The sequence below is a fragment of the Streptomyces sp. NPDC018964 genome (assembly GCF_044390325.1).
Classification (GTDB): Bacteria; Actinomycetota; Actinomycetes; order Streptomycetales; family Streptomycetaceae; genus Streptomyces.
In genome coordinates this window covers 1-13,255 of record NZ_JBIRYZ010000009.1, presented here as the reverse complement: position 1 = coordinate 13,255, position 13,255 = coordinate 1, and the positions used below count along the sequence as shown (strand labels likewise).

Below are 13,255 nucleotides of genomic sequence, written 5' to 3'. Positions count from 1 at the left end.
ATGACAAAGGCCCCGGTGGTCACGGCAGCCGACCGGGGCCCCTCCCTCACGTCACTACGGCACGAGCTGCCCCTTGCCGAGCGCGATCACCCCGCCCTTGGACACCGTGTACAGCTCCGCGTCCCGCTCGGGGTTGACGCCGACCGTCGCGCCCGGCGGCACCTCCACGTTCTTGTCGAGCACGGCGCCGCGCACCACCGCGCCCCGCCCGATGTGCACGTTGTCGTGCAGCACCGAGCCCTGCACCACGGCCCCCGGATCCACGACCACGCCCGGCGACAGCACGGACCGGGTGACCTGGCCCCGGATCAGACAGCCGGCGCTGATGATCGACTCGCTCGCCATGCCGCCCGCGTTGAAGCGGGCCGGGGAGAGCTGGCCGGAGTGGGTGTAGATGGGCCACTGCCGGTTGTAGAGGTTGAACGCGGGACGTTCGGCGATCAGGTCCATGTGCGCCTCGTAGTACGCGTCCAGCGTGCCGACGTCCCGCCAGTAGCCCTGGTCACGGCTGGTCTCGCCGGGCACGTGGTTGGTGCTGAAGTCGTACAGCGCGGCCTCGCCCCGCTCGGTGAGCCGGGGCAGGATCGAACCGCCCATGTCGTGCACCGACTCCTCGTCCTCGGCGTCCCGGTGAAGGGCCTCGATGAGCGCCTTGGTGGTGAATACGTAGTTCCCCATGGAGGCGAACACGCACTCGGGGTCGCCGGCCAGTCCGGGCGGATCGGCGGGCTTCTCCAGGAAGCGCTCCACGGACCGTCCGTCCGCGCCCGGCGTGATCACGCCGAAGGCGGAGGACTCCGAGCGCGGCACCCGGATCCCCGCCACCGTGACCCCGGCCCCGCTCTCGATGTGCTGGGCGAGCATCTGGCGCGGGTCCATGCGGTACACGTGGTCGGCGCCGAACACCGCCACGTACTCCGGCCGTTCGTCGTGGATCAGGTTCAGCGACTGCAGGATCGCGTCGGCGCTGCCCAGGTACCAGCGCGGGCCGAGGCGCTGCTGGGCGGGGACGGGGGTGACGTAGTTGCCGAGCAGGCTGGACATCCGCCAGGTGGTGGTGATGTGCCGGTCCAGCGAGTGCGACTTGTACTGCGTCAGCACGCAGATGCGCAGGATGTCGCCGTTGACCAGGTTGGACAGCACGAAGTCGACCAGGCGGTAGGTGCCGCCGAAGGTGACCGCCGGTTTGGCGCGGTCCGCCGTGAGGGGCATCAGACGCTTGCCCTCGCCGCCCGCCAGCACGATTCCCAGGACCGAAGGACCTCCACGACGCATGGCCGCTCCCCTCACGCCGGATTTCCCCAAGACTGCCCCGGACGGGCGGTACTAAGCCTGTTCGAGGATCTCCTCGTACAGCAGGGCCGTACGGCGGGCCACTGCGTCCCAGCCGAACTCGGTGACGGCCCGCTCCCTCCCCGCCGCGCCCATCCGTCGTGCCGTGGCCGGGTCGCCGAGGACCGAGTCGAGCGCCCGCGCGAGGCCCGCCTCGAAGTCGTCGTCCGCCTCCACCAGTACCCCCGTCGAGCCGTCCGCCACGACCTCGGGGATCCCCCCGACCCGGGAGGCGACCACCGCCGTGCCGCACGCCATGGCCTCCAGGTTGACGATGCCGAGCGGCTCGTACACCGAGGGGCAGACGAACACGGCGGCGTGCGTCAGCAGCTGGATCACCTCGGGCCGCGGCAGCATCCGCGGGATCCAGTGCACGCCCTCGCGGGCCCGGCTCAGCTCCTCGTACAGCTCGCGGAACTCCCGGTCGATCCCGGGCGTGTCCGGGGCCCCGGCGCACAGCACGACCTGCGCGGCCGGGTCGATGCCGCGCACCGCCCGCAGCAGCTGGGGCACGCCCTTCTGCCGGGTGATCCGGCCGACGAACAGCACGTACGGGCGGGAACGGTCGAGGCCGACGCGGTCCAGGGCGTCGGTGCCGGGGTCGGGGCGGTACAGGTCCGTGTCGATGCCGTTGTGCACGACGTGCACCCGGGCGGGGTCGAGGGCCGGGTAGCAGGCGAGGACGTCCTCGCGCATGGCGCCGGAGACGGCGATCACGCCGTCGGCCGCCTCGACGGCGGTGCGCTCGGCCCAGCTCGACAGGGCGTAGCCGCCGCCGAGCTGCTCGGCCTTCCAGGGGCGCAGCGGCTCCAGGGAGTGGGCGGTCATCACGTGCGGGACGCCGTACAACAGCTTGGCGAGATGGCCGCCGAGGCCCGCGTACCAGGTGTGGGAGTGGACGAGGTCGCGGTCCTGGAGGGCGGCGGCCATGGCGAGGTCCACGGAGAAGGTGCGCAGCGCGTCGTTGGCGCCGTCGAGCGCGCTCCAGGGGCGGTGGCGCAGCACGCCGTCCGCCTTGCCCTCGCCCCAGCAGTGCACCTCCAGGTCCACCAGGGGCCGCAGCTCCCGGGCGAGGAACTCCACGTGGACCCCCGCGCCGCCGTACACGTCCGGGGGGTACTCCCGTGTCAGCAGTCCCACTCGCACCCGTGAACCCCCTGTCTGAGCGGACGTCGACCTTCATGGTCACCCGGACGGGGCGCGTGGGGAAGAGCGGGGCGGCCGTACGAGGCAGCAGTCGCCGCAGACGCCCCCGCCGGGCACCCGGTAGTACAGACAGCAGCTGCGGCGCCGGAAGGCGGTGCCCGTGAGGGTTCCGGTCCCGGTGAGCAGGGGGTGCGTGAGGAGTTCGGCCGTCAGGGAAGCGGCGCGGGCGGCGACGTCCGTACGGCCGTGGCGGCGTCCCCAGCGGTCCAGTTCCCGGGCGGCGCCCGCGAGCGCGGAGGCGGCGTTGCCGCGCAGCAGGCCCGGTGCGAGGCGGTGCCGGGAGCGCAGGGCCGCGGCGAGGGGGTCGAGGTGGCCGTGCAGCACCAGCTCCGCGATCGTCGCCGCGTCGCCGGGCAGCGGCCGTACCTCCGTCAGCCACAGGTCGTCGGGGGCGCCGCCCTCCGGGTCCCAGCGCAGCAGCGGCGGGGAGAGGTCGGGGACGGCGCCGCAGAGGGCGGCGGAGCCCAGGGCCACGGACCACAGGCGGGCGGCGAGCCCTTGCTGGGCCACCGACGCGGCGACCCTCGCCTCGTCGGTGCGCAGGGCTCCGGCGACCCGGCGGACCCGCGAGGCGAGGAAGTCGCCCTGAACATCCGGGGGTCGCGATCCGTACACCTGGGCGAGCGTGGGCAGGCGGTCGGCCGCTCCCGCCGTGCGCAGGACGAAGAAGCCGCCGAGGCGGCGAAGGGCGGTGAGAGACGGGTCGAGGTCCACGACGTACAGGAGTACCAAGGCCCCTAGGGGGTGCGACCAGGGGCCCTCCGCCCCCGGGCGCCCACCCTGGGGATGACGGGGTCGTCGTCGTACTCCATCGGCAGTAGGACTCATTGGGTGCTCAGGGACGACGACGGGAACACTTCGGCACGGCATCGTGTTGGTCATGGAAGCCGACCGTTCGCCGCGCCGGGTGCACCGCCCCGGCCTCGCGCAGAGGAGCAGCCGATGAGCGCCCTCGCGTTGTCCGTGCTGCTGTCGTTCGTCTCCGCCGTGGCGTACGCCGGGGGAGCGATCGTGCAGGAGCAGGTCGCGGTCTCCTCGCCCGGCGCGCAGCAGTACGCGCCGCTGCGCCGGCCGGGCTGGTGGGCGGCGGTCGCACTCAACGGCCTCGGCGGACTGCTCCACGTGGTGGCGCTCGCCTACGGTCCGTTGAGCCTCGTCCAGCCCCTGGGTGCGCTGACCATCGTCTTCGCCCTGCCCATGGCCGCGCTGTTCGTCGGCCGGAAGGCCGGGGCGACCGCGTGGCGCGGCGCCGTCATGGCGACGGTGGGCCTCGCGGGACTGCTCTCCCTGGTCGGCGCGTCCGACGCGCGGTCGCTGGACACCGCGCAGCGGGTGGCTGCGGCACTGGGCACGACCGGGGCGGTCGTGGCGCTGATGGTCGCGGCCCGCGCCGTGCACCGGCATCCCGCGGTGCGCAGCATCCTGCTGGCCACCGCGTCCGGTGTCGCGTTCGGCATGTCCTCCGTCTTCACCAAGACCGTCGCGGTCGACTGGACCGGCGGGGTCTCGGCGGCGGACCTGCCGTCCCTGGCGGTGATCGGCGTCCTGGCCACGGCCGGCATGCTGCTCTCCCAGGCCTCCTACCGGGGCGCCGGCCTCGCGGCCCCGCTGGCCACGCTGACGGTGGTGAACCCGATGGTGGCGGCCGCGGTCGGCATCACGATGTTCGGCGAGACCTTCCGCTACGGCACGACGGGCACGGTGCTCGCGCTGAGCTGCGGCGTGGTGGCGGCCGGCGGGCTGATCCTGCTCACGACGGAGCGGCTGGCACGCGAGCACCAGGAGACGCGGGCCGCGCAGGCTCCCGCACCGGGTTCCGCGCCCGGGGCGGTTCCCGCGCGGGCCGACGAGCAGCCGCCCGCCGGCCCCACCGACCCCGCCGAGCGGCTGCTGGCCGCGCTCGAACTCCCCGAGGACGTACGGATGCCGGCCACCGTGCCGGCACCGGACGGCACGCCGGAGGACGTGGATTCCGTCCCGGTGCCGCTGGTGTCGTACGCGCCCTTCTACGGCGGCCCGTACGTACCGGTGGCGGTGGTGGACCGGCGCAGGACGCGGGTCAGATCCTGACGCCGCCCGCCCTCAGGTAGGCGACCGGGTCGATGTCCGACCCGAAACCGGGCCCCGTCCGCACCTCGAAGTGCAGATGCGGGCCCGAACTGTTCCCGGTCGAACCGGAACGGCCGATGCGCTGGCCCGCGCCGACGGACTGCCCGCTCTTCACGGAGATCGCCGACAGGTGCGCGTACTGGCTGTAGCGGCCGTCGTCGTGCCGGACCACCACCTGGTAGCCGAACGACCCCTCCCAGCCCGCGCTGACGACGGTGCCGGCCCCGACCGACTTCACGGACGTGCCGGTGGGGACGGGGAAGTCGACGCCCGTGTGGTAGCCCTTCGACCAGGCGGATCCGGCCTTGTGGTACGGCGTGCCGAGCGTGGCGCTGACCGGGGCGACCAGATCACCGGTGGCCTTGGTGGCACGGTCCGCCCGGTCCTCGGTGCGCTGGGAGGGGGCCTTCTTCTCGGCCCTCTTCCCGGTTTCCCTGTCGGTCTTCCTCTCCGTCTTCTTCTCGGTTTTCCTCTCGGCCTTCTCGGCCTTCCCGGTCTTCTTCCCGGCCGACTCGGCCGGCTTCCCGGCCGTCTTCGTCGTCCCGTCGGGCAGGGCGAGCCGCTGGCCCGGAATGATCAGGTCGGGATCGCCGCCGATGGTGGTGCGGTTGGCGTCGTACAGCTTCCGCCAGCCGCCGCCGACCCGTTCGCCCGACGCGATGCCGGAGAGGGTGTCGCCGCGGACGACGGTGTACATCTCGGCGCGGCCCGCGCGGGACTGGGGGGTGGTGTGCGGTTTGACGTCCTCGACGGAGGACCCACCGGTCCTCTTGCCGCTCTTGCCACTCCTGTTGCCCTTGTCGCCCTTGCCGCTCTTCTCGTTTCCGTCCGGCTTGTCGGTGGCCGGCCGGATGTCGGGGGCGGCGCCGCCCCGCGTCAGTCCGGCCCGTACCGAGCACACCGGCCAGGCACCGGGCCCCTGTCCGTCGAGCACCTTCTCGGCGACGGCGATCTGCTGGTCCTTGGTGGCCAGATCCGCACGCGGCGCGTACCGGGTGCCGCCGTACGCCTCCCAGGTCGACCGGGTGAACTGGAGCCCGCCGTAGTACCCGTTGCCGGTGTTGATGTCCCAGTCGTTGGTGGACTCGCAGGCGGCGACCTTGTCCCAGGTCTCCACGTCGGCCGCCTGGGCGGCGCCCGTGCCCAGCAGCGGGAGCGCCATTCCGGCGCCGCCCGCGGTGACGGTGAGCGAGGCCCGGTTGATCCTGTTCGGCTGATACCGGCGGTGCCGGCCGCGCACGGCCATGGAAATCCCCCTCGACAATGCGTCAGGAGGGGCAAAAGTATGCGGTGCGAACCAGCCGTGACAAGACGGCTATCGGCCGCACGGATGCGCCAAGTGGCCGGGATTTTTCGCCCGTTGCGCCCCCTTCGGCGCTCCGTGGGGAGCGTGCGCGGGCGGATGCCTCCGTCCGCTGGGGCACACGGGTGCGTGCGCCCGCTGAGTGCGCGAGGGGCGTCCGCGCGTATGTGCCTGAGCGGGTGTCGTGCACGACCCGCGCGTGCACACGCGAGTACGGCACGTCAGGATGGTCGATGGCAGGACTGGCGGGCATCGACCGGCAGCACCGACACCCGGCAGTACCGACACCGAGGTCACTAGGAGCCACCCCAATGAGCAGTTCAGCGCAGATCGGCGTCACGGGACTCGCGGTCATGGGCCGCAACCTCGCGCGCAACTTCGCCCGCAACGGCTACACGGTCGCGGTGCACAACCGGACGGCGGCACGCACGCACGCGCTGGTGGAGGAGTTCGGGCACGAGGGGAGCTTCGTGGCGGCCGAGACGGCCAAGGAGTTCGTGGCCGCGCTGGAGCGACCGCGGCGGCTGGTCGTCATGGTGAAGGCCGGTGAGCCGACGGACGCGGTGATCGAGGAGTTCGCCCCGCTCCTCGAACCCGGTGACATGATCATCGACGGTGGCAACGCGCACTTCGCGGACACCCGCCGCCGGGAGAAGGCGCTACGCGAACAGGGCATCCACTTCGTCGGCATGGGCGTCTCCGGCGGCGAGGAGGGCGCGCTGCACGGGCCGAGCATCATGCCGGGCGGCCCGAAGGAGTCGTACGACTCGCTCGGCCCGATGCTGGAGAGGATCTCCGCGAAGGCGAAGGACGGCTCCCCCTGCGTCACCCACGTCGGCCCGGACGGCGCCGGCCACTTCGTGAAGATGGTGCACAACGGCATCGAGTACGCCGACATGCAGCTGATCGGCGAGGCGTACCAGCTGCTGCGCGACGTCGCCGGGTACTCCCCCGCGCGGATCGCGGAGATCTTCCGCACCTGGAACACCGGCCGGCTGGACTCCTACCTGATCGAGATCACGGCCGAGGTGCTGTCGCACGTGGACGCGGCCACGGGCGAGCCGTTCGTGGACGTGGTGGTGGACCAGGCGGAGCAGAAGGGCACGGGCCGCTGGACCGTGCAGATCGCGCTCGACCTGGGCGTGCCGGTGTCCGGCATCGCCGAGGCCGTCTTCGCGCGCTCCCTGTCCGGTCACGCGGCGCTGCGCGAGGCCTCGCGCTCCCTGGCCGGCCCGAAGGCCGAGCCGCTGGGCGAGTCGGAGGCGGCGGCGTTCGCCGACCGGGTGGAGCAGGCGCTGTACGCGTCGAAGATCGTGTCGTACACGCAGGGCTTCCACGAGATCGCGGCCGGCAGCGAGGAGTACGGCTGGGACATCGACCTCGGCGCGGTCTCCGCCCTCTGGCGCGGCGGCTGCATCATCCGCGCGGCCTTCCTGGACCGCATCCGCGCCGCCTACGACGCCCGCGCGGACCTGCCGAGCCTGCTGTCGGACGAGACGTTCGCCCGGGAGATCGCCGACGCCCAGGACGACTGGCGCGAGGTGCTGGTCGCCGCGACCCGCCAGGGCGTACCGACGCCCGGTTTCGCCGCGGCCCTCGCCTACTACGACGCCCTGCGCGCCGAGCGCCTGCCGGCCGCGCTCACCCAGGGTCAGCGGGACTACTTCGGCGCGCACACCTACCGGCGCACGGACCGCGACGGCTCGTTCCACACGCTGTGGGGCGGGGACCGGTCGGAAGTCTCCGCGTAGGGCCCCTGGGACGGGGTGGTGGGGGGGGGGGGGGGGGGGGCCCCCCCCCGCGCCCCGCCCCCCCCCCCCGGGCCCCCCGGGGGGGGGGGGGGGGGGGGGGGGCCCCGGGCGGGGGCGGGGGGGGGGCGGGCGGGGGGGGGGGGGGGGGGGGGGGGGGGGGGGCCGGCCGCCCCCCCCCCCCCCCCCACCCCGTTTCCCTTCCCATCCGGGTCAGCTCAGCGGCGGGCCGGGTTCCGGGTTCGGCACCGGCTCGGGGCCCGGCGGGATCGGCGACGGGGACGGCTCCGGCGGACCCGGATGCGGCGGGGTCGGCTGTGGCCCCGGGCCCGGTGGCTGCGGGGTCGGCTCCGGGCCCGGCGGCGGGGGCGGAGGGGTGGGGTCCGGGTAGGGCTCGGGGTGCGAGGGGTCCGGGCCGGGGGTGGGTCCCGGTGTGGGGCCCGGCGGAACGGGGTCCGGGTACGGGTTCGTCATGGCACGTGTCCTCCGGCCTGTCGCTCGACGTCGGCTCTGGACTACTCCCCCGCCTACCCGGCGGCCGCCGCTCCAGTCACCCGCCCGGGTGACGGCGCGGGGCCGGGTGGCACAGGCGGGCCGCCGCGGCGAGTCCCGGACGGGGACTGGACAGCACGGGCACCCGGGTCGTGGTGAGCCGCTCGGCCGGCGCCATGGAGGCCTGGGCGAGGACGATCGCGTCGGCGCCGGTGACCGCGTCGGCGGCGTCCGCGACCCGGCGTACGTACTCCGTCGTATCGCCCGCCTCGAAACATGCCCACGCGTCCTCGACCAGCACGGTCCGCACCTCGACGGACCGTCCGGCGCGGGCGGCCTCCTCCCCGACCAGCGTCACCGTCGGCCGCAGCGTGCTCTCCAGGGCGGCGAGGACGACGACACGCGACCCGGCGGCCACGGCCTCGGCCGCCATCGGCCGGTCGACGCGCAGCACCGGGACACCGGCCGCGGAGGCGGCCGCCTCCGCGGCCCCGCCGATGGTCGAGCAGGTGCACAGCACGGCCCGGACACCACGGCCGACGGCCTCAAGCACCTTCGCCCGCACGTCGTCGGCGACCGCCGCGGGACCGTCGGCGCGGGCACGCCCCAACAGGTCCTCGGCGACGAGATGCCGCAGCTCCAGACCGGGATGGTCCTGGTCGCGCAGCGTGTCGAAGACCGGCACGTGCACGGGCGAGGTGTGCAGCAGTGCGAGCACGTGGCCTTCAGAACCGCTCGGGATGCGCCGCCAGCCACTCCTTCGCCGCCCGGATCAGCTCCGGCCCGGCCGCCGGGGCCTGGTCGGGGTGGCGCTCGGCCCACCTGGTGACGTACGGGCAGAGCGGGGCGACGGCGCTGTCCTCGCGGGCGGCGATGCCGTACAGCTCGCGGGCGAGGGAGCCCGCGATGCCCTTGCCCTCGTGGGCGGGCTCGACGACGGTGTGCACCGGCACGAGCGCCCGCTCGGGGGTGTCGAGGACGAAGTACTCGATCCGCCCGACGACCCCGCCGTCCGCCACCGCCTCGAGCCGGCCCGCCGCCCGGTCGTCACGGATCTCGATGTCACCCACGGCCGCGTCACGCTCCTGCCTCGCTCTGCGCCGGTCAGGCCGTGGTGACGGCCCCCGGACTGCGCTCCTGGTCCGATCCCGGCACCGGCTCGGACGCGTCGGCGCCCAGAGCCACGATGCGGTTGTCTCCGTCCACGTGCACCACCCGGGGTTCCAGCGCCCGCGCCTCGGCGTCGGTCACCTGAGCGTAACTGATGATGATCACCAGATCACCGGGCCGGACGAGATGGGCGGCGGCCCCGTTGATCCCGATCACCCCGGACCCGCGCTCACCCTCGATGACGTACGTCTCCAGCCGGGCCCCGTTGGTGACGTCGACGATGTGCACGAGCTCACCGGGCAGCAGATCGGCGGCGTCGAGCAGCTCGGCGTCGATCGTCACGGATCCCACGTAGTGCAGGTCGGCCTGGGTGACGGTGGCGCGGTGGATCTTGGACTTGATCAGAGTTCGCAGCACTTTGGACTCCTGAAGGACGGCTCCCTGCCTGCTTTCTGCAGGTCAAAGGCGGTCTTCACTGTACACGGGCACGCGTCGAACTCGAAGATGTCCAGGAACATCGGTTCGATCTCACGGCAATGCTTTCCGCCTGCACTTTCACGAGAGCCCCGCTGCTACGACAGCGCTGATCCGGCGGCTCTTCGGGTGGCCATTTCGGAATGGTCGGGGACTGGTGCTGACCTGTTGCTGACTTACCTGATGATGCATCAGGCGGATGAGCGGCCTCTCAGCGCGTAAGCGTGAGGTACCAGCCGCGGCGGGCTCCTCAGCCGCTCTCATGCGCTCGGCAGCCGGTCATGGTCGGCGTCGTCTCCGGTTGCCCAGCCCGGCTCTGCCACGAGGAGCCTGGCTTCTTGGAGGCCGAGGTTCACGTCGACCACATAACGGAACCCGGCCGTCCACGCTACGGCGCTACGGTCGCGGTCGGCGATAGGAGCGGCGTACACGGCGACGCCGGCCGCCCTCATCACTGAGAGGGCGGCCGGGCTTGCATGGGAGCGAAGGCGCGGGGCGCCGCGGTGCCCGGGTCAGTGAATCATGATCGGGCCAGTGACGGCGTCGGGTGTTGTAGCGGTGCAGCCGGCGGAACGCGTCGAGGCGGGCCTCGCGCTCGCTGGACCAGCGCTTTCGGCCCTGGAGCGTCTCGCGTTTGAAGGTCGCGTTGAAGGACTCGGCGAGTGCGTTGCGGGCCGAGCTGCCGATCGCGCTCATGGACTGACGGACGCCGGCTTGGCGGCAGGCGTCGGCGAAGGCCCAGCTGGTGTACTGGACGGATTCAACTGATCGTCGCAACACCTTGATCGAGAGGTGGAGCGATGGGCTCTGTGGAGCGGCACAAGCAGGTTCGTGCGTATCGGGGATTGATGCCGTCGCCGGGCAGGCCGTCGGTGGCCTGGCGTGAGGACAGGGTCAGGTTCTGGACGGCGATCGCCCGGGGTGCCAAGACCGAGGATGCGTGCAGTGCTGCCGGGGTGTCCGGGCCGGTGGGATTCCGCTGGTTCCGGCACGCTGGCGGCGTGAATCCGTGTCTTCCTGATGAGGTGTCCGGGCGCTACCTATCGTTTCCCGAACGGGAGGACATCGCCGTCTGGCACGCCCAGGGCGCCGGCGTTCGCGATCGCCCAGCCGGCCAGGCGGCGTGAGGCGAGGTCGATGACGGTGGCCAGGTAGAGGAACTTCCCGCCGTCCACGGGGAGATAGGTGATGTCACCGACGTACTTCGTGTTCGGCTTGCGTGCCGTGAAGTCGCGGCCGATCAGGTCCGGGGCCTTCACCGCGGCCGGGTCCGCAACAGTGGTGCGGTGCCTGCGACGCAAGCGCACGCCTGCCAAGCCGATGATGCGCATCACGCGCGCGATCCTCCCCCGCGAGCGGGGGTACCCCCAGTGGTTGACCCGCTCGCCCGCCTCGCGGAGCTCAGCGGTGATCCTGGGGACGCCATAGGTGCCGTCCGACTCGCGGTGCACGGCCCGTATCCGTGCGGCGAGAGCGGCGCCGGCCGCCTGCCGGGCGGCCCGGTCCGCGGCCGTGCGGCGCCAGTAGTAGAAGCTGGAGCGGGCGATGCCCAGGATGGTGCACAGCCGCTTCACGCCGTAGCGGCGCTGGTGGTCGGCGACGAACTGGAAGCGGTTCACCAGCGCGTCTCCCCGGTGAAATACTTCGCCGCCTTGCGCAGGATCTCGCGTTCCTCCTCCAGCTCACGGACCTTCTTGCGCAGAGCGGCGTTCTCCGCCTCCAACGGCGTCGGTGGCTTGGCCGGCACCTCCGTCCGGCGCCCGCGGGGCCGGCTCGCACCGGCCGCCCTCACCCAGTTCCGCGAAGTCTCCGGGTTGCTCCCCAGATCGGCAGCGACCTGCCCGATCGTCGCCTCGGGCCACGACTGGTACAGCGCGACCGCGTCCGCCTTGGACTGCGGCGGACAGTTTCTTCATGACCACAAGATGTCCGTTCTCAAATCCTCAGGATCCAGTGTCTCGCGCATCCAAGATCAAGGGCCAAGGCCCACGCCCTTCTGTTCGGCACTGCCCTTCCCGGACGGGCCCGCCGGGCGGGGACGGCCGTCAGCGCTCCGGGCTGGGTCACCCTGGCGGTCGCGGGCCTGGCCGGAAGCCACCACGTTGCGGCAGATTCCTGGGGCCGACCCGTCCGCAGCACCACCTCCCCCGACCGCAACAGGGGAACACGTTCCGGGATCGAAGCTGCTCCGCTGGGTCCACACGCCAGGGGTGAGGCTCTTTCGACCGCCGTCGGGTCAGGTCGGGAGCGGATACTCCGGTCAGTGTGGGGTGTGTGCCGGGCCGGTAGTCCCCGCAACCTCGACGTGCCTCCGCGGTCGGCGGTTTCCGGTCGGTACCGGGCCGGTCGCCGTGTCACTGCACACGCCGCGACGGCCGGTCCGGCAATCCGGACGGCAGTGCCGGCCCCGAGCAGAGGGGTACTCCTGGGGACACGTATCAGGGCGCAGCCGGTCAGCGGCGCGGCCCCGGACACAAGGAGAGGTCATGACGATCGAAGTGGCGCCGGGCACGGTAGTCGTCTATACGGACGTGGCGTGCGCGTGGTCCACGGTGGGGCTGGCGAGGCTGTACGCCGCCCGGGAGCGGGCGCGGGCGCAGGACCGGCTTCGGGTGGAGCACCGTCTCTTCCTGCTGGAGGACATCAACCGCTTCCCCATTCCGAAGCGTTACCTGGACGCCGAGATCCCGGTCGTGGGGCCCCTGGCTCCGGAGCTCGGCTTCAAGCCGTGGCAGCAGGACCCGTCGGCCTGGCCGGTGACCGTCGCCCCGGCGAACGAGGCCGTGCACGCCGCGAAGGCCCAGTCGTACGCGGCCGCCGAGCAACTGGACATGGCGCTGCGCCTCGCGTTCTTCCGCGACAGCCGCTGCATCTCGCTGCACCACGAGATCCTCGACATCGCCTCCGGCTGCGACCGGGTGGACACCGACGCGCTGGCCGAGGCCCTCGACACGGGGAGCGCGCGCGGGGCGATGATGCGCGACTACCGGGAGCACCGCGACGAGGTCCAGGGCAGCCCGCACTTCTTCCTCCCGGACGGCTCGAACGTCCACAACCCGGGCATCGGTCTGCGCTGGGAGGGTGATCCCGGCGCAGGCTATCCCGTGGTCGAGGACGACGATCCTGGAGCCTACGACGCGCTCGTCCACCGCGCGCTGGTATGACGCCCCATCCCGGCCACGAAGTCGTCGTGCGTGGCGCCCCCGTCGGCCGCAGTCGTCGGATCAGCCCTGTCGCGCCCATGACCTGCATGAAGGCGGCGGAGACGGGGCAGACGGTGGTCCTGCGACGGGGAGGACGCCATGACGATGACGGAACAGTCGGCCGAGCAGGCGAAGGAGGAGACCGTTCGCTGCGCACACCACGACGGCCACGGCCCGGGGTCCGGTGCCGAGGCGCCGGAGTCCCCGCGTGAGCGGGTCAACCGCCGCTGGAACGAGGTCCTGCAGGAGACGCGGGTCACCCAGACCGGCGTGCAGAT

The 13,255-nt window shown here is 72.7% G+C and carries 13 protein-coding genes and 3 pseudogenes; 5 read left to right on the top strand and 11 right to left on the bottom strand.

Annotated features, from left to right (window positions below; genetic code table 11):
• Nucleotides 1–54: 54 nt before the first annotated feature.
• The 3 genes from glgC to ACH5AO_RS16980 are packed head-to-tail and all read right to left on the bottom strand — an operon-like array spanning nucleotide 55 to nucleotide 3,270.
• A complete protein-coding gene (gene glgC, locus ACH5AO_RS16990) occupies nucleotides 55–1,275 on the bottom strand; it encodes a glucose-1-phosphate adenylyltransferase (protein WP_398925276.1) in 1,221 nt (406 codons plus the stop codon).
• Nucleotides 1,276–1,326: 51 nt separating this feature from the next.
• Nucleotides 1,327–2,478, bottom strand: coding sequence for a glycogen synthase (gene glgA, locus ACH5AO_RS16985; RefSeq protein ID WP_398925274.1), 1,152 nt, complete (start codon nucleotides 2,476–2,478; stop codon nucleotides 1,327–1,329).
• A 39-nt stretch (nucleotides 2,479–2,517) separates the two neighbouring features.
• Nucleotides 2,518–3,270, bottom strand: coding sequence for a (2Fe-2S)-binding protein (locus tag ACH5AO_RS16980; RefSeq protein WP_398925272.1), 753 nt, complete (start codon nucleotides 3,268–3,270; stop codon nucleotides 2,518–2,520).
• A 210-nt stretch (nucleotides 3,271–3,480) separates the two neighbouring features.
• Between ACH5AO_RS16980 and ACH5AO_RS16975 the strand changes: the two genes are divergently transcribed.
• On the top strand, nucleotides 3,481–4,608 hold the full coding sequence (locus ACH5AO_RS16975) for a DMT family transporter (protein WP_398925270.1): 1,128 nt from the start codon (nucleotides 3,481–3,483) through the stop codon (nucleotides 4,606–4,608).
• Here ACH5AO_RS16975 and ACH5AO_RS16970 read toward each other — a convergent pair.
• Nucleotides 4,598–5,893 (bottom strand): transglycosylase family protein, encoded by a 1,296-nt coding sequence (locus ACH5AO_RS16970; protein WP_398925268.1) that lies wholly within the window; start codon nucleotides 5,891–5,893, stop codon nucleotides 4,598–4,600. The genes ACH5AO_RS16975 and ACH5AO_RS16970 overlap by 11 nt on opposite strands.
• A gap of 368 nt (nucleotides 5,894–6,261) precedes the next feature.
• Here ACH5AO_RS16970 and gndA point away from each other — a divergent pair, with 368 nt between their 5' ends.
• The gene (gene gndA / locus ACH5AO_RS16965; protein ID WP_398925266.1) at nucleotides 6,262–7,701 is read left to right on the top strand and encodes an NADP-dependent phosphogluconate dehydrogenase; all 1,440 of its coding nucleotides are present in this window, start codon (nucleotides 6,262–6,264) and stop codon (nucleotides 7,699–7,701) included.
• Nucleotides 7,702–8,248: 547 nt separating this feature from the next.
• On the opposite strand, the gene ACH5AO_RS16960 is transcribed toward gndA, so the two are convergent.
• From ACH5AO_RS16960 to ACH5AO_RS16945, 4 genes and pseudogenes are all read right to left on the bottom strand, one after another.
• The gene (locus ACH5AO_RS16960) at nucleotides 8,249–8,908 is read right to left on the bottom strand and encodes an aspartate/glutamate racemase family protein (RefSeq protein WP_398925264.1); all 660 of its coding nucleotides are present in this window, start codon (nucleotides 8,906–8,908) and stop codon (nucleotides 8,249–8,251) included.
• Between the two features lie 7 nt (nucleotides 8,909–8,915).
• The gene (locus ACH5AO_RS16955; RefSeq protein WP_398925262.1) at nucleotides 8,916–9,260 is read right to left on the bottom strand and encodes a GNAT family N-acetyltransferase; all 345 of its coding nucleotides are present in this window, start codon (nucleotides 9,258–9,260) and stop codon (nucleotides 8,916–8,918) included.
• Between the two features lie 34 nt (nucleotides 9,261–9,294).
• Nucleotides 9,295–9,717 carry an aspartate 1-decarboxylase gene (gene panD / locus ACH5AO_RS16950; RefSeq protein ID WP_398925260.1) on the bottom strand — a complete coding sequence of 141 codons (423 nt, stop codon included), beginning with the start codon at nucleotides 9,715–9,717 and terminating at the stop codon, nucleotides 9,295–9,297.
• A 453-nt stretch (nucleotides 9,718–10,170) separates the two neighbouring features.
• Nucleotides 10,171–10,527: pseudogene (locus ACH5AO_RS16945) on the bottom strand (integrase core domain-containing protein); the annotation flags it as partial.
• Nucleotides 10,528–10,574: 47 nt separating this feature from the next.
• Here ACH5AO_RS16945 and ACH5AO_RS16940 point away from each other — a divergent pair.
• Nucleotides 10,575–10,877: pseudogene (locus ACH5AO_RS16940) on the top strand (helix-turn-helix domain-containing protein); the annotation flags it as partial.
• On the opposite strand, the gene ACH5AO_RS16935 reads toward ACH5AO_RS16940, so the two are convergent.
• The 3 genes and pseudogenes from ACH5AO_RS16935 to ACH5AO_RS16925 all read right to left on the bottom strand — a co-directional run.
• Nucleotides 10,815–11,225, bottom strand: a complete 411-nt coding sequence (locus tag ACH5AO_RS16935) for an IS3 family transposase (RefSeq protein WP_398925793.1) — start codon at nucleotides 11,223–11,225, stop codon at nucleotides 10,815–10,817. The pseudogene ACH5AO_RS16940 and the gene ACH5AO_RS16935 sit on opposite strands and share 63 nt — an antisense overlap.
• Nucleotides 11,226–11,389: 164 nt before the next feature.
• Nucleotides 11,390–11,521, bottom strand: a complete 132-nt coding sequence (locus tag ACH5AO_RS16930; RefSeq protein WP_398925258.1) for a hypothetical protein — start codon at nucleotides 11,519–11,521, stop codon at nucleotides 11,390–11,392.
• Nucleotides 11,522–11,620: pseudogene (locus ACH5AO_RS16925) on the bottom strand (hypothetical protein); the annotation flags it as partial.
• A 640-nt stretch (nucleotides 11,621–12,260) separates the two neighbouring features.
• Between ACH5AO_RS16925 and ACH5AO_RS16920 the strand changes: the two are divergent.
• Nucleotides 12,261–12,938, top strand: coding sequence for a DsbA family protein (locus ACH5AO_RS16920; protein ID WP_398925256.1), 678 nt, complete (start codon nucleotides 12,261–12,263; stop codon nucleotides 12,936–12,938).
• Nucleotides 12,939–13,076: 138 nt separating this feature from the next.
• Nucleotides 13,077–13,255: DUF6328 family protein (locus tag ACH5AO_RS16915; protein WP_398925791.1), on the top strand; the 179-nt coding region annotated here is incomplete at its 3' end.